Raw genomic sequence first — 17,633 nt, forward strand, 5'->3', positions numbered from 1 at the left:
TTTGCTAATTGATGGAAGATTCCTTTTTTAAAACATTTAATTCTGCTGAAGAAATTTTTATGACGCTACCGTGACGAGTTCCGGCAGGGAAACTGATCTGCTCCGAAATATCTTCCCAGCCTTTTGCAGTTTCTTTAACCGCGCCATATTTCTTCTCCGTATATTTATCAAAATATACTATCCAGCTGTTATCGATTTTTACTGATGTGGGGCCTTCTGCCCAATATTTTCCTGTTATGGGTTCGCTGGCTTTGCTGTAAGGTCCCGTCAGATTTTTACTGTAAGCGACTTTAAGATTCTTCTGGACAGGATTTCGCGTTTCATCTTTCAGATACATTATATATTGCGCATCCTGCTTTACAATGGAAGCATCAATTACATTAAAACCAGGATCATAAAGCAGTTTGGTTTTGCTGAATTTTTTAAAATCTTTAGTTGTGGTATAATAAATTCGGTGATTATACCCTTTCTCTTCTTCCGACTTTGTCTCAGGGAATTTTCCATCAACAGTAGAAGCCCAGTAAATCATATAGTCTTTGTTTTTTTCGTCATAAGTAATTTCCGGAGCCCATGTGTTGCGGGTTTTTTCTTCATGCATCATGACGGGAATAAACTCCTGTTTCGACCAATGAATTAAATCTTTGGAAGAAGCATATCCAATGCCTCTGTCTGTCCAGCTTATTGTCCAGACCATGTGGTATAATCCGTCTCCTCCTCTGATTACGCAGGGATCACGCATTAGTTTGTCTTTTCCGACTTCAGGAGTCAAGAAGGAAGTATCATTTTTAAGGGTATTCCATTTGTAACCGTCTTCACTGTAAGCCAGATGCAGTCCGTCTTCGCCGTTTCCTTTAAAATAAGTAAAAACATAAGCATCGGACTGCAGCGTATAATTATTCGCTGCAAGCCACTTTTCACAGGTTTTGGGCCAGAAGGTATTCGTTCCTTTAACGCCTAAACCAAAACCATGGCCTCCGTTTTCATACAAATGCATTTCTGCAGAAACTTTTTCCTTTTTTAATGCCAGATAGTAATTAATACTGTTTTCTACAGGAACGGCCTTATCATCTGTTGCATGAACCAAAAAAGCTTTTGGAGTTGCAGCATTTACCTGTTTTTCATTAGAATAAAAATCAACTAAGGCACGTTCAGGATTTTTTCCAAGCAGATTGTCTTTTGACCCCTGATGCGTAATGCTTTCCTGCGCTGAAATAACAGGATAAATCAAAATTGAAAAATTAGGTTTTGCGCTGGTTGTATCAGACGGAATATATACTTTGTCGTTATAGTGATTACTTAAAGTCGAGGCCAAATGTCCTCCTGCGGAAAATCCCATAATGCCGATTTTATTCGGGTTGATTTTCCATTGTACAGCATTGCGTCTTACCATGCGCAGCGCTTCCTGTGCATCCTGCAATGGAGCGACGGTTTTGTTTTTCATTATCAAATCGCTTGGCAGACGGTATTTGAGCACAAAAGCATGGATTCCGATACTGTTAAGCCATTCCGCAGCTTTAAAACCTTCTTTGTTGATGGCCAGCATTCCATAAGCTCCGCCGGGGCATATGATTACAGCGCTTCCGTTTGATTTTATAGGGTCGGCAAAATAAGCGGTCAAAGTGGGTGCCGTTACTTTTCTGATTCCCTCCGCAATTCCGTTTTTATTATAATCTATTTTTTCTGCGTATTCTTTTGACTGAATTTCATCGGGAATTTTATCCCATAAAGGCATTTCTTTCTTTTGTCCCGAAGCAGTAAAACTTAGCCATAGAGAAGCTGAAATTAATACTGCTTTTAGTTTTTTGGTGTTAGTTGATTTTTTCATAAAATTCTATTTCTACAATGCGTAATTGTCCCGACGCATCAACGGAGGTTTTATCTTTGAACAAGTCAAGTTCTTTTGCAGGATCTACTTCTGTAATCTTTGAGAAATTGTCTTTTTCGGTATTAATGCCGATTAATTCAATTGTGATTTTTTCAGCTAGAACAGGTTTTAATGGAATTGTGATATAACCCAGACTCTGAGTTGTGTTTCCTTTAAAAACTTCCTGTCCGTCTGCCAAAATCCTAATAGGATATATTTTGGACATCCAGCCGGTAAGTTTCACGACAATTTCGTTTACGATTGATGGTTTTGAAAGCGTATAAGTTATGGTTCCAGTATTGATGTTTCCATCGTTTCTCCATTCCGTCAGCTCATTATCATCATAACTTTTGTAAGTGTCATCATTGTTTGAAGGAGAGACAGCATTTAAGATGTCAATGTTTTTTCTCTTTATGGTATAAGAGGATGTTTTGGGTGTTGGCCCTCGTTCTAAATACGAAGGAAGATCATTTCCTGGAAGCTGTTTTGAAAGACCATGGAAAGCTTCCGCAGGTTTGCTTTCAAAAATCAATTCGGCAGGTTTTAATCCTTTAGAAGTGGCTTTAATCTTAATTATTCCTGATTTTGTCATCGACTGAATCATAACCCTGTTGATGCCGTTTTCGACCGGAATCTCTTTTGAAAGAATATAATTTTTAGGCCCAAGTGCGATACCTCCAAGCCAATCCGCAGGTCCTTCCAAAGTAAAAGAAATCTTATTGTTGCTGATTGGACAGCGATTCCCTTCTTTATCAACTGTTTCAACATCAACCAATGCCGTATCGGCTCCGTCTGCGGTTAAGCCATTCGGACTAGTATTTAGTTTTAAATTAATGGCGTAAGGCTCGTTAGAAGTGCTTTTGGAATCTTCGCTCAGAATAGTTCCATTTTCATCATAACCAATCGCTTTTAAGGTTCCCGATTTCCATTTTATGTTTTCAAAAGTAAATAGGAATTCGCTGCTTCTAGTTCCAAAACCCAGTGAAGAACCATTTAAAAATAACTCAGCTTTTGATGCGGTTGAAACTACATAAATATTTTTGGTTACGGAATCAGAATAATTCCAGTGCCCCATAATATGTGTATGGTGTTTTTCAATATCTACCCATCCGTCCCATATAACTTTATGCGCCCAGAAACCGTCTTTCGGAATACGCATGGCATCGACTTCGCCGCTTGTCCTGTAATTTACTTCGCCGCGATGATGAGTATTGGAATCGGAGAAAATAATATTGACACCGCCTGAACTGACTCTTTTGCCGGTTCCTGGTCTTTCTCTATAATAATCGTGCCATCGTACAATATTTTCAATAGCATGCTTGTCCTGATTATGATTGTAGGCTTCTGCAGGATTGCCTCGGTATAAAGGACCATCGCCTTCTTTATGGAAAGGAGGAGAAAACTCATCCCAGTATTTGCGAAGCCCCTCATCTCTTGAATATTCGGTTGCCCAAAGCGGTTTTCCAGCGCTTTTGTTGATGTAGAGCATTTCACCGCCGTATTCCGCTTCACGGCTGTCAAGCATTTCTCGGGAACCAATGGCGCGTCCTCCGAAAGGATCATAAGTATTACGAAGGCTTTTCATTTCGTGCATATGTGCTTCGCTGATGGATTCATTGCCGCTTTCATAAAAAATGATACTCGGATTATTTCTGCTGTAAATAATAGCATCCCGCATCAGGTTTACTCTTTGTTTCCAAGTATCGCCTTGAGCATCTTTTTCGGCATCGCCTGCCGGCATTGCCTGCAGAAGCCCAACCCTGTCACAGGATTCTACATCTTGTTTCCAAGGTGTGACATGCATCCAGCGAACCAGATTTCCGTTTCCTTCCACAATCATTCTATTGCTGAAGTCGCTGAGCCATGCCGGAACAGACATTCCAATGGCAGGCCACTCATTGCTGGTTCTCTGCGCATAACCTTTTAGTTGCAATACCCGGTTGTTTAGCCAAAACTGGCCGTCTTTAAAATCAGTTTTTCTGAAACCTGTTCTGGTCACCACTTCATCAGCCGTTTTTCCGTCGATTTTTAAAATTGTTTTTACATTATATAAATAGCCGTATCCCCAGCTCCAGAAATTCAGTTTTTCAACTAATTGATGCGCTTTTACAATTTTGGTTTCACTAGGCAGGATAAGGATTTTATCCCCTGAAAATACTGCTTTTTGATGTCCTTCCAAATCTTCTATTATAACTTCAAATGCTACCGTTTTAGGAGTGTCAAATTCATTTTTAATTTGTGATTCAACGTTTATGACGGCACTTTCGGCTTGTGTGTTTATTTGAGAGGGATAAATATATGCTCCAGTTGTTTTTAGATTGGAATAAAGAGGCAAAGTCTGATACAGCTTTCCGGTAATGTGAAGAAATACGTTTTTGGGAATACCGCCGTAGTTTGCATTAAAATTAATGTTGTTCCATTGGTAAGGCGCTCCGGTAGCTTGCTCTTTGTATTTCCAGTCATTGTCAATTCGCAACGCTACACAGTTTTCCTGCGGATAAGGTTTAATCAGGTTTGAAATATCAAACCCAAAAGCCATTACGCCATTTTCGTGCAGTCCTATTTTCTGTCCATTTACATAAATCACACCCGCCTGTCGGATGCCTTCAAATTCTATAAAAACTTTATTGTTTTTAATTCCCTTTGGAAGTTTAAATTTTTTGCGGTACCAAACAATTCCTGTAGTAAGATGTTCAATATCTTTTTCAAATGCCTCTTCCTGATTGTAGGCATGAGGAAGAGTGACATTTTTCCAAGAGTTATCATTAAAAGCAGGTGACTCCGCATTTTTAGAATCACCTGCTTTCAGTTTCCAATCAGAATTGAAATTGTATTTCTCTCTCTTAAACTCCTGAGAAAATAAAGCGGTATTAAATAAAATTAACGCAATATATAAGAGAGTCTTTTTCATTATTTCATTTTATAAATTTCTGAGCCAGCCAGTAAAAAACATCCTAATCCGTAATCTTCAAAATCAGGAATTTTGTCATAAGATAATGGCTGTCCATCCTTAGGCTCTTTTCCAGTTGACTGTAAAAAACCTAAAAATCCGTTCTCGTGAAGACTTTCTTTTGTAAGAGCATTCCATGCTTTCTCAATTACAGGAAGATAAACTTCTTTTTTCAGAATGCCTTTGTTTACGCCGTAAGCCATTCCGTAAACAAATAATGCAGTTCCAGAAGCTTCTTTTCCACCAAAATTAGTAGGGTCATGCAGGCTTACATTCCAGAAACCGTCAGGTCTTTGAATAGGAACAAGCGCTGCTGCCATTGCTTTTAAATCTTTTACATACTGCTCTCTGTGTGGTGCATTTTCAGGAATAATAGCAAGCACTTTTGCCAGAGCTGCAATTACCCATCCGTTGCCGCGGCTCCAGTAGCAATCTTCTCCATTAGGCTCTTTGTATGGAGGATCAAAATCAGCATCACGCCACCATAAACCGTCTTTAGGATTGAAAAGACCATGATCGCCGTGTTGGTTTCTCGAATACATATATATCTGATACATTTTTTCGAAATAACGATTGTCTTTTTCCAAAACCCCCATTTTTGCAAAAACCGGCATTCCCATCTGAATGGCGTCGATCCAAGACCAGTCATCAAGCTGCGGCGTGTTTAAAAGCATGTTCAGATTGGCTCTTGTATTTTTTAGTTTTTTAGAATCAGGTTCTAAATTGTACAAATCAATATAGGTTTGTGCGGCACAATAATTATCGGCATTTCTGGTAGTGTTGCCACCGTTGAATCCCCATTTATGAAACTCAGACCAAGACATGGCATACTCATAATACACTTCTTTCGGAAAAATTTCATGCAGTGCCATCAATCCCTCATAATAAACACCTCTTGTCCAGATATTGCTCGGGCGTTCTTTATTGGTAACAATCGTTTTTCCGGTTTCGGGCCATTTCTGCATAAAATAATCATTAGCAAGAATCATTTGCTTGAGCACTAATTTTTTATCAAACTGCTGTGCGGTGGCATTATAAAAAGTGCCTATAGCGAATATTAAAAGTAATTTCTTCATTTTAGATATCGTTATTTAATAGTTAGTTTAGAGGTTAAAGGGGTGAGCGTCACGGGGCCCAACAAGCCGGAAGGCATCGGACTCCATTTTGAAGCATCGAATTTTTTATAATCTTTATCGACCATATTGATTTCATAAAAAATCTTCCATTCTTCCCCTTTTAATTCCTTGTCACGGATTCTGTTGGCTGAAAGATTCGTTACCTGAATCTTAAGAATGTTTTTGCCTGGTTTTAACTTGCCAATATTAAGCTGGTAAGGAACCGACCACGCTGTACCAATATACTGGTCATTGAGCCAGACTTTTGCGCTTTCGCGGACGTCGCCAAGATTAAGGTTCCAGGATTCTGTTTTAGCATTCGGATTGTCAAATTCTAAGCTGTAGGTTGCCGAGCCGGAAAAAGCTTCGGCTTCAGGACTCAATTTTGTCCATGATTCCAGATTTGAAATTTCTGCCGCTTCTGGAAGCTTAGGACCTCCTTTATCAAAAGTAATTTTCCATTTTCCTTTTAGAGTAGTAGCTTCAGCAGTACCTTCAAAATACGGCCATTTTTTTTGGGATGCCGTATTTTCAGTTTTTAGGAAGTAAGACTTGCCAGGCTCAATTTTGATTTTGACGAATGTTTTATCTCCTGTTTTTTTTACGATTGCATTACCAAATTCCCTGTTTAGCGGATCAAGAATAATGACTTCCTTATTGCTGATTTGCAACGGAATAAAATCGTTAATTGTTGTAGCGGTATGATTGACCAGGTAGTAAATTTTCTCTCCTCCAATAGTTCTTCGAATATATTTTAAACCTGTGTTTACAAGTGTTTCAGGATAAATCTGTACATTTTCCAAAGCTGAAAAAATATCTGTGGCAGGTTTAATCTGTTTGTTTTCAGCTAAAAGCTGCTGCAGTTTTTCTTCCTGCTTTTTATAATCGTAAAAACCGGGAACAGATTCCGGCAGATTTTCAAAAACAATAACGGCTCCTCCTTTCTGCAGTTCAATTAATTTTTGAAGCGTTGCCAATGGCATTTTTTTGCACGAAGGAACTAGTAACGATTTAAAAGTTCCTCCTGGAAGCACTATTTTTCCGTCAATAACTTTGGCCTGAGCTATAAAATTATCCGAAATAAAATCAACGCCGTAACCTTTTTTCATAAGTTTATTAGTGGTCTCGTAAAATGGAGTTCCCTGCAGCCATTCTGAAAGCGAATGGATTTTGAATTCAAAAAACAAAGTACCTTTTTTATACTCATTCCAAATGTCAAAAATGGGAAAGTATAGTAAGATTTCATTGTCTGGTTTTCCCTGCTGTAGCAGTGACTGGCAGTTGGAAATATAGGAAAAAAGGGCAGGAGCGTCTTGCCAGATGCTGTTATTGGCATTAAAATTTACGGCAGCATAAAACTGCCAGCCTGGCCAAGCAGCTCTTTCTGGCGAATAAGTAGAACCGTGCAGGAAAATATGGTTGATGCCGTTGAGCATTAAATCTTCTGCTTCCGGTTTACATTGTGATAAAGCTGCTTTAAAATGTTCACGCAGCCACGTAAAAGTTTCGGAAGAAACCAGATTTTTACCTGAAATATGAGCAGCCGATGACGAAAATTTCAACATTACGGGATCAGCATCTCCAGGGCGGATATCTTCTTTTTCACGTCTGAAACCTGGAATATCAAAAGGCATAGAACCAAAGGTCTCACATTCTGGAATATCCGCAGAAGCGTACAAATCTATCAGATTCCCTGGTGAACCATGTGCCTGAAGTTTGGTTTTGAAGTTTTTAGAATTTGCCCATTTAGTCCACGGTTTGTCAAATTTATTGAGTAGTAAATCGCCAATTGTCTGGCGATAATCACTTCTAATTCTATTGCTTAGTTCGCTGTCGGTTTCGCTGAGCATTAACGGCAGCTGCTTTTTAAGATCGTAACCTCTGAGTTTTATGAATTCGTCAAAAAAAGCCGGAGTAAAATCGGTGCCGTATACTTCGTAACTATCGTTAAATATAGCTCTAATTTTGCCCTCACGTTCATTAAAAGCACTGTTAAATGGAACAACATATGCGTTAAGAGCCTCTTGGGAATAATGGTCGACCGTAAAACCGGCTCCTCCAGGTGCAGCCCTTTTTACCTGCTGTCCGGTTTTGCCTGAAAAAACAGCATATAGGGTATAATCTGTTTTTTTTGCAGTCCATTTTAGTTTGTAAGGTTCCGGATTTGGAAGCGAAATAGAGCTGCTGTCAAAACCTTTATCTCTTGATTTTGATTTGCTCCCTTTCAGCTGGTCTGTCAGATTGAGGTAAGAACCGTCACTTCCAAAGGCAACAACATATAAAAGCGAGGCAGGATTTTTTTCTTTGCTGTTTTCCACTTTTATGATCCTGTCGATGGTTTCGTTTTTTTTAAGCGGATATTTTTCGACAATAAGCTTTGTTGCGGCATATTCTGTCGTAACATGCGATCCGCCATAAGGCCATCCAGTTCCCAACACCATATCTACCTGCATATGAAGGCTGTCCGCAGTGTGAATCGTATAATCAAGCATTTCCAGCCATTTTGGAGAAAGATAGTCAATGAAATTTTTTTCTTCTCCTTTAACCCCGTAGATAGGAGTGATTTCTACACCGCCGATTCCTGCATTATGAAAATCAATCAGGCTTTTCTTTAAGCCAGGTTTGTCCACCGCGCTTCCCATCCACCACCATCGGGCCCATGGCTGGTTTATATTCGAAGATGCAGGCCAGGGATTTTTTTCATATTTCTGGCCGAAAGAAAGTAGGGTTATAAACAGGAAAAAGACTATATATGGTTTTTGCATTCTCATTTTTCAGATGGTTAGCGGTTTAATTTTGGTAAGATGTTTATTTTTAACTGTTTGAGTTGATTTATGTAGCGATAGCTGTACACAACGGCAAAGTAAAAATATTTTTTGTGGGTCAGAATGCTATCCTGTTGCATCCTGTATTTTAAGAAATTAATAAATGTATTATTTACAATTATTATCGGTTATTTTTAAATAATGCATTTATTTTATCCCATTGCGTAAATAATAATTCAAATTTTTTTTTAATAAATTTTGAATATGGAAATTTAGGTCTTTAAGAGGCTTCCTAAGCTTGAAAATCAACGCTTTGGCGAGATGTGTCCTGTTAAAAAAAACACAATAAAAACATAAGGTATTGAAAGTTAGCAGGATACTACAGGATACGGCGACGAATGCTTCTGGATAAATTTGGTTGAACTAATTAACTAACCAAATTTAACTTTTTATGAAAAACAAATGGAGTCTATTTGTGGTTTTCCTTATGTGTGCGTTGATGCATATATCGGGATATGCACAGAACAAGTCGGTTAAAGGTACAGTTACCGATTTAGCCGGGCTTCCTGTTCCAGGAGCCAATGTGATTGTTAAAGGGACAAAGCAGGGAACTAGCACTGACTTTGACGGGAAGTATTCAATAAGTGCTTCTGCGGGACAGGTTTTGGTTTTTTCTTCTACCGGTTCAAAAACAGTTGAAATGACTGTTGGGGGCGGTTCAGAAATTAATGTAAAGCTAGCCGACGAAATATCGCAGCTTAATGAGATTGTTGTTGTTGGTTATGGAACGCAGAAGAAAGCAGATGTAACAGGAGCAGTGTCAACCATATCTGCCGAACAGCTGATGAACCGTCCTGTTTCCAATGCAACGGAAGCGCTTCAGGGTAAGGTTGCCGGGGTGGATATTACCACAAACGAACGTCCAGGAAGTCTTGGTACAGTCCGTATCCGAGGTACTCGATCTTTGACTGCAAGTAACGATCCTCTTTATGTTGTGGACGGCGTGCCGTTGATGTCTGCATCCGCAATTGAAACTTTGAATCCGAGGGATATTGAATCCATGGATATTTTAAAAGATGCTTCAGCAACGGCAATTTATGGATCGCGCGGAGCTAACGGAGTTATTATCGTGACAACCAAACAGGGAAAGGCAGGCAGATTTACTTTAAATTATGCTGGTACGGTAACCACGTCTCAAATTGTGGACAGGGCGCCGTCTATGAGCGCATCCGACTTTATTACTTTCAGACGATGGGCTGCTTACAATCTTGATCCATCTAAATATGCACATCCTGATACACCTAATATAGCAAATGACAGGCTGATTTTTGACAGTGCTTTAGACGGTCAGACATCCAGAGATAATGTGCTGAAAGGATGGGCCAGCGGTACTTGGGATGCTTCTAAAGTAACCAACACAGACTGGACCGATTTAGTAACTCAGGGAGGTATTAGCACTGAGCACGTTATCAGTGCAAGCGGCGGTTCTGAAAAAGTGAATACATATGGTTCTGTCGGATATCTAGATAATCAGGGTACACAGAAAGGACAGTGGTACAAACGTTATACTGCAAAACTTACCTCCAATATCACTCCGGTAGAATGGTTTAAAATGAATGCCTCATTTAATGTTTCATGGAGCGAGCAGGATTACGGAATGTCAACTTTAAGCGCCAGAAGCGGTACAGCTCCAGATGCCATTTATGGTGCAGCTAAACAAATTTACAATATTGCTGTGCCTTACAATGCAAACGGTAATCTGATTATTAACCCGGGAGGTGAATCAGGAGTTTACACCATTATGGAAGAGTGGAATAAAAGTACGCAGCAGTCACAGACCATGCGTGTTCTCGCTAACTTTTCTGCCACTTTAGATTTCGGCAAAATGACAAAATCATTGGAAGGACTTTCTTACAAGATAAATTTTGGACCGGATTTTCGAAGCTGGAGAGAAGGGGCTTATATTGACGGGACTTCGGCGCTGAAAGTAAATTCAAACGGAAGCCCAGGCGTTAATTATGCCCGTCTGCAGAACCGCCGAGATCTTTCATGGACTGTAGATAATATTATTAACTACGACCGTACATTTGCTGTAAAGCATAAAGTTGGTTTGACATTACTGCAGACTGCATCTTCTTGGAATATAGAGAACTCTTCTATGAGCGCTAACAATATTCCAAAACCATCGTTTTTATGGAATGCAATGGGCTCTGTAGACGCTACAAATGCGGCTAATAATGCGCGTATGAGTTCAGGTATTACAGAACGTGCTATCAGTTCTTATATGGCACGTGCCAATTATGGGTACGATAACCGCTATTTACTGACCGTCTCAGGACGCTGGGATGGAGTTACACAGCTGTCTGAAGGCCATAAATGGGACTTCTTTCCTTCTGCGGCATTAGCATGGCGTATCAACAATGAAAAATTCTTAAAAAATGTGGGATGGATTGAAAACCTGAAACTTCGTTTAGGCGTTGGTACTTCCGGCAACTCTTCGGTTGATCCTTACGGGACTTTAGGAAATATCAGCCAGATATTCCTTCCTTTCAATGGCCAGAGCAATGCAATCGGTTTTACAACAAATGAACCGTATTACACAGATACACAAACAGGAATGCCCAATAAAAATCTGGGCTGGGAAAAAACTACCCAGTATAATCTTGGGTTTGATTTTAGTTTCTTCAACAATAGAATCAGCGGTGCAATCGATGCATATAAATCGGATACTAAAGATTTGCTGCTGCGAGTTGATATACCGCCGGTGTCAGGTTATCCATACATTGTTTCCAATATAGGGCAGACAAAAAATCACGGTGTTGAAGTAACGCTTAATCTTATTCCTATTCAAACAGCAAGCGGATTTACATGGGAAACCAATTTAAACGGCGCATGGCAGAAAGATCAAATCGTTAGCCTGGCAAACGGCGCGCAGGACATGGTAAGCAACTCATGGTTTATTGGTGAGTCTATTGCTGTGCGTTACGGTTATGATAATCAGGGAATGTGGCAGAATACTCCGGAAGATCTTGCCGAGATGGCTAAATGGAATGCTAATGGCTATAAATTTACGCCGGGTAACGTGAGGCCTAAAGATCAAAACGGCGATTATAAAATGGATGGCACTGACCGTGTTGTTGTAGGAAACAGCAATCCAAACTGGACAATGGGATGGAATAATAATTTTACTTATAAAGGTTTTGATTTAGGAATAAATCTTTACGGACGCATGGGGTACACTGCTTCTTTAGGAGGTGAGGCTTTAACAGCGCATTCTAACCAGCGTGAAACAGATTACTGGACTCCGGATAATCCAAATGCTGAATTTCAAAAACCAATTTTAGGCCAAGCAACTTCAGGTTCAGCAGATGCTTTTTCCGGTCTTCTTGGCTTCCAGAAAGCATCCTTTGTAAAAATCCGTAATATTTCATTAGGCTATAATTTATCCAAAGATTTTGCAAATAAAGTGGGGCTGGCAAACATGAAATTTTATGTACAGGCTGTCAATCCTGGAAGTATTTACCAATCACTGGATTGGTATGATTTTGACACTAATAGAACATATTTCAACCGCAGTTTTGTTATGGGAGTTGAAGTTGGGTTTTAATGAAGTGTGGCGAATTGAAGTATAACATTAAATGCAAAAAAAATGAATAATTTAAAAAATATAGGAATCGGTCTTTTATTAATGACAGGAGTGTTTTTTGCCTCGTGTTCAGAAGACTTTCTTGACGAAGAACAAACTAATGCGTATTCTACAGCTTATTTTGATACGCCAGAAGGTCTTCAGGCGTTGACGGTATCGCTTTATGGAAATATCCGCTGGCATTTTGGTTTTGAATGGTCCTACGGAAACACACTGTACGGAACAGATGAATTTACCAATGCAAATGACCTTACCAATGAAATGTGGAATACATATGATAACCGCTTTGGCCCCGTTGGTGCATCAACTGCAACAGGAGCGGCTAATGGGAATGCAACTAATCCAAATGCGCTTTGGGATGAAATGTATTATGGCATAGCGTCTTGTAATACTATTATTGCTAAAGCAGAAACGGTGATTTCAGATTTAAAAATCAGAAACCGTTGCTTAGCGCATGCCTATTTTTTGCGCGGCTATAATTATTACAGACTTGTAGCACAGTACGGTGGAGTTGTACTTCAGACAAAACCCATTGAAGGAGTTGTCCGAAACTACGAGCGTGCTACAGAGGAGAAATGCTGGGAACAGGTAATATCTGATTTCCGTAATGCTTACACGCTTTTTGAGGGTGAAGTTTTTACTTATGGAAAAGGGATTACCTGGACAAAAGCTACTGCGGCACATTTCCTGGCAAAAGCTTTACTGTTCCGTTCGTCCGAGCGTAATGATGCCTGGAATAATGCTTACAAGGATACTGATCTTAAAGAAGCGATCGATGCCTGTTCGTATGCGATTACGGCACGAGGGCCACTGACGCCTAATTATAGTGATTTATACGCAAACTGGACAGGAATCGACTGTCCGAATGAGCAGCTGAACGAAATTTTAATGGCTGCAGGCCATAATGCAGATGCTGCTACAGTGGGCCGTTTTGGAAACCGCACCTACAGCTACTTTGCCCCTCAGTTTTCAAGTTTCTCCGGAGGATGGGTAAGGCGTGGTGTCTGGATTGGAAGTATGGATTTTCAGCGTTGCCGTCCAACAGAGTACACCTACGGAATATTTGACCACGTAAATGATGCGCGTATGTGGAAAACGTTTAGAACTGTTTATGGAGCCAATACGGTAGTGACAGCAAGCGCCGGCGTGAAAGTTGGAGATCCTGGTATTGTAATGATCCTGAATACTAAAAATGATAATACCTATAACGGCGCTAAATTTGGTGCCAGCGTACAAGCGCCAACCTGGACAGATGTTAACGGTCGTCTTCCAGAGTGGAACACTGGAGCAAGACAAACTGCTACTGCGGGAACTTTGGCAGTAAAAAAAGGGCAGTTTGTGCCTAACTCTTCGGTCTTGTACCAAAATGGAGTTTATGTAGCGCCTACCTTTAAAAACCAGCCAATCTGTAACTTCTTCGCGGGTATTAATAAAACAGAATGTGGATCTCGTACTGCTGAAAGAGGGGATTCGCACCGTGATGTTATCATGGCCCGTTTGGCAGAAACTTATTTAGTGCGTGCAGAGTGTTATGTCCGTCTTGGGCAGTATGGCAATGCAATGCAGGATATCAACACAGTGAGAGTTAGAGCACAGTGGAAGGCTGGAGAAAATAGATCTTATTATAATGACGGTTCTCAGGCATTTAAAGTTAATCCTTTAAACACAGGAACTTCGGCTACAGCCTTTGCAGCTTCTAATTTAGATATGAATACATATTATTTGTCTAATCCGACACTTGCCGTTACAACTGCGGCTTCAGATTTAAGATTAACTTCTTTTCCTAATAATCTGCCGCCTGAAGACGAGGCTGTTATGGTTAAAGTTGGAGCTTCAACAGATAAAGAGCGTGCCATCAATTTTATTCTTAATGAGTCTACCCGTGAGCTTCTGGGAGAATGGCAGCGCTGGGAAACGCTTTCCCGTACTGGAATGCTTATCAAACGTGCTAAAGCATTCAATGCCGAGGCGGCACCTAATATTACAGCCAATAAACACGAACTGCGTCCAATTCCGCAATCCTTTATTGACGGATTGTTAAATGACGATGGTTCAAATCTGTCCAGTGCACAAAAAGCGGCATGGCAGAATCCAGGATATTAGTATATTTTATTTTTTTGAAGAAAGAAATCGTCTCATTTGAGACGATTTTTTTTCGATATCTATGCAGTAGGGTGATACCAGCAATAATAGACTTTTTTAATTTATAAGCCATATCGATCTGATGTATCCTGCAGACAGGGAACTACAGGATACGGTTTGTAATTTAGTGTCATATCTTTAAGTTTTTAGGACTAAAATTGTATAGCCAATGATTTATTCGGTAAAATATTTTCTATTATCTATTTTTTTTGGAATTGGAGCAGCTTTAACAGCACAAGTAAAACTGCCTTCTTTGGTAGGAGATAATATGGTTTTACAGCAACGTTCTAAAGTTAATTTATGGGGATGGGCTTCCCCTGACGAAAAAATTAATATTAAAGCAGGATGGCTGGAGAATGCAATAGAAGTTACAGCCGATTCTGACGGTATGTGGAAGACGACTGTTGAAACGCCAGAGGGAAGCGAAAGAACATATGAGATCAAAATTGAAGCTTCAAATAAAATCATTCTGCAAAATATACTTATTGGAGAAGTCTGGGTTTGTTCCGGGCAATCTAATATGTATTTTCCTGTGGGAAAAGAAGAGGGAACTTGGAAAACCGGTGTCAAAAATTATGAAGAAGAAGTTCAGAAGGCCAATTTTCCATCCATCAGACTATTTAGCGTTCCCACCAGAGCTTCTCAAAAACCATTGGACGACCTGAGCGGAAACTGGAAAGAATGTTCGCCTGTTTCAATAAGGACATTTTCTGCAGTGGCTTATTTTTTTGGACGTGATCTGCATCAAAATTTGAAGGTCCCAATAGGATTAATTTCTTCCTCCTGGGGAGGAACTAAAGCTGAAGCCTGGACCTCACAGAAGGTTCTGGAAGAAAACCCTGATTTTTTGGAAATATTGGAAAACGATGCCAGAAATGAGAAGCTATTTCAAGACAAACTGGAAAAATATTACGCGGATTTGAAAGCGGAAAGAATTTCTGCCAATAACGATTTAACCCAAACTACGCTCAAAAAGCCAAAAAAAGAAGAGAATAAAACTTCTTATGTGCTATACAATGCCATGCTGCATCCCTTAATCAATTATACCATTAAAGGCGCGATCTGGTATCAGGGTGAGAGTAATGCTGAAAAAGCATTTTTATACAGAACTCTCTTTCCGGCTATGATAAAAAATTGGAGAAGCGATTGGAAACAGGGAGATTTTCCATTTTATTTTGTTCAGATCACGCCGCACAAAGGCCAGAATCCTGATATAAGAGAAGCGCAGTTCCTGGTTTCAAAATCGATCCCAAATACAGGAATGGCTGTGACTACGGATGTCGGAAATGAAACCAATATCCACCCTATAGACAAACAGACAGTTGGTTATCGATTAGCTTTACTGGCAAGATCTAAGACTTATAACGAAAAGAATCTGGTTTGTTCGGGACCGGTTTACAATCATATGAAAATCAAAAAGCAAAAGATTCAATTGTTTTTTGATGAAACAGCAAATGGATTTAAAAAGACAGATAGTCTAAGAGAATTTGAAATTGCAGGAAGCGATCAGGTTTTTTATCCTGCCGATGCAAAAATTGAGGGAAAGACCATTATCGTTTCTTCAACAAAAGTAAAAAGTCCGCAAGCTGTGCGTTTTGCGTGGAAAGCTGTTCCGAACCCCAATTTGTTTAATTCCGAAAACCTGCCTGCATCTCCTTTTAGGACTGATGACTGGGAGATTGGAGTTCAGAAAAAATAGATTTTAAGATTTAGTAATTATTGTAATAAACCATTTAGCTCGATGTTAAAAATAAACTTAAAAGATTTTTTGCAACTCTTTTTTCTCTTATGCTGCTTTTCAATTATGGCTCAGAATAAGAATGGGAAAGAAAATAAACATACAGCGCCAAAGCCATTGTATCGTGATCCTGTTTACGATGGTGCTGCAGATCCTGTGATAATCTGGAACAAAAAAGAAAAGCTATGGTATATGTTCTATACCAACAGAAGAGCTAACGATTCTGACGCTAAGGGAATAACATGGGTGCACGGCACTAAAATCGGAATTGCAGTATCAAAAGACGGCGCTGAGTGGACCTACAAAGACACTTGCAGTATCAATTATAAACTTAAAGATATTACGTATTGGGCTCCAGAGGTAATTGAATACCAAAATAAATACCATATGTATCTTACGGTTGTACCCGGAATATTTAATGATTGGTATCATCCGCGTTCGATAATTCATCTGACCAGCAGCAATCTGATGGATTGGAAATTTGAATCAGAACTAAAACTGGCCTCCGATCGATGCATTGATGCTTCGGTGTTTAGGCTTCCAAATGGAACATGGAGAATGTTTTACAATAATGAAAATGATGGAAAGTCAATATATTATGCAGACAGTAATGATTTGTACAACTGGAATGACAGTGGCACAAAAGTTATAAAAGACCGCGGCGAAGGGCCAAAAGTTTTTGTATGGAAAGAAAAAAACTGGATGATTACTGATTCGTGGAGAGGACTAAGCGTGTATTCTTCGGAAGATTTTCTAAACTGGAACCACCAGGAGAAAAACATACTGCAGCTTCCCGGAAAAGGCCAGGATGATAAAGTGATCGGAGGTCATGCAGATGTGGTGGTGAATGGCGCAAAAGCGTATGTATTTTATTTCACTCATCCAGGGAGGACTCCAGAAAACAAAGGGGTTGACAATTATGAAACCAAAAGAAGCTCTATACAGGTGGCAGAGCTTGAATATACCAACGGAGAAATCAGCTGCAATCGTGACAAATTAGTCCAGATCAAATTAAAACAATAGAAAATGGAAAATAAAAGGACCATTCGCAATGCTTTCAAAATGAAATTAAAACCGGGTTTTGAAGCAGAATATAAAAAAAGGCATGATGAAATTTGGCCGGAACTGCAGCGTCTGCTGTCTGAGACAGGCATACAGGATTACAGTATTTTTTTAGATGAAGAAACACTGATTTTATTTGCAGTTCAGAAAATCAGTCCTGATTTTGATCAAAGACGTCTGCCCAGCCATCCTTTAGTGAAAAAATGGTGGGCTTACATGGCAGACATAATGGATACCAATCCGGATCATTCGCCGATTGCTATTCCGTTAAAAGAGGTTTTTCATTTAGAATAAAAAAAAGTATTTTTTAATTTCTTCGCTTTCAATAACAATAGACCGTTTTGGGAAACC

The 17,633-nt window shown here is 39.6% G+C and carries 9 protein-coding genes; 5 read left to right on the forward strand and 4 right to left on the reverse strand.

All coding sequences use genetic code 11. The features are described from left to right. Positions 1-4 precede the first annotated feature (4 nt). The 4 genes from LL966_RS21395 to LL966_RS21410 are packed head-to-tail and all read right to left on the reverse strand — an operon-like array spanning position 5 to position 8,694. Complete coding sequence (locus LL966_RS21395) at positions 5-1,825, reverse strand: alpha/beta hydrolase fold domain-containing protein (RefSeq protein ID WP_229356095.1); 1,821 nt, start codon at positions 1,823-1,825, stop codon at positions 5-7. Next, complete coding sequence (locus LL966_RS21400; protein ID WP_229356096.1) at positions 1,809-4,775, reverse strand: glycoside hydrolase family 2 protein; 2,967 nt, start codon at positions 4,773-4,775, stop codon at positions 1,809-1,811. Before LL966_RS21400 ends, LL966_RS21395 begins: the two co-directional genes overlap by 17 nt. Beyond that, positions 4,775-5,890, reverse strand: coding sequence for a glycoside hydrolase family 88/105 protein (locus LL966_RS21405; RefSeq protein WP_229356097.1), 1,116 nt, complete (start codon positions 5,888-5,890; stop codon positions 4,775-4,777). Before LL966_RS21405 ends, LL966_RS21400 begins: the two co-directional genes overlap by 1 nt. An 11-nt stretch (positions 5,891-5,901) precedes the next feature. Then, positions 5,902-8,694: a glycosyl hydrolase gene (locus LL966_RS21410; RefSeq protein ID WP_229356098.1), complete on the reverse strand. Its 2,793-nt coding sequence runs from the start codon at positions 8,692-8,694 to the stop codon at positions 5,902-5,904. A gap of 451 nt (positions 8,695-9,145) precedes the next feature. Here LL966_RS21410 and LL966_RS21415 point away from each other — a divergent pair, with 451 nt between their 5' ends. The 5 genes from LL966_RS21415 to rhaM all read left to right on the forward strand — a co-directional run bounded on the left by LL966_RS21415 (position 9,146) and on the right by rhaM (position 17,576). Next, positions 9,146-12,301 carry a SusC/RagA family TonB-linked outer membrane protein gene (locus tag LL966_RS21415; RefSeq protein ID WP_229356099.1) on the forward strand — a complete coding sequence of 1,052 codons (3,156 nt, stop codon included), beginning with the start codon at positions 9,146-9,148 and terminating at the stop codon, positions 12,299-12,301. Between the two features lie 42 nt (positions 12,302-12,343). Then, a complete protein-coding gene (locus LL966_RS21420; protein WP_229356100.1) occupies positions 12,344-14,443 on the forward strand; it encodes a RagB/SusD family nutrient uptake outer membrane protein in 2,100 nt (699 codons plus the stop codon). Between the two features lie 208 nt (positions 14,444-14,651). After that, positions 14,652-16,181 carry a sialate O-acetylesterase gene (locus LL966_RS21425; RefSeq protein WP_229356101.1) on the forward strand — a complete coding sequence of 510 codons (1,530 nt, stop codon included), beginning with the start codon at positions 14,652-14,654 and terminating at the stop codon, positions 16,179-16,181. 105 nt (positions 16,182-16,286) lie between these two features. Further along, complete coding sequence (locus LL966_RS21430) at positions 16,287-17,243, forward strand: family 43 glycosylhydrolase (RefSeq protein WP_229356102.1); 957 nt, start codon at positions 16,287-16,289, stop codon at positions 17,241-17,243. 3 nt (positions 17,244-17,246) lie between these two features. Further along, entirely contained in the window at positions 17,247-17,576 is a 330-nt protein-coding gene (gene rhaM / locus LL966_RS21435) for an L-rhamnose mutarotase (protein ID WP_229356104.1), read from the forward strand. Positions 17,577-17,633 lie beyond the last annotated feature (57 nt).

The sequence above is a fragment of the Flavobacterium chungbukense genome (assembly GCF_020805785.1).
Lineage (GTDB): Bacteria > Bacteroidota > Bacteroidia > Flavobacteriales > Flavobacteriaceae > Flavobacterium > Flavobacterium chungbukense.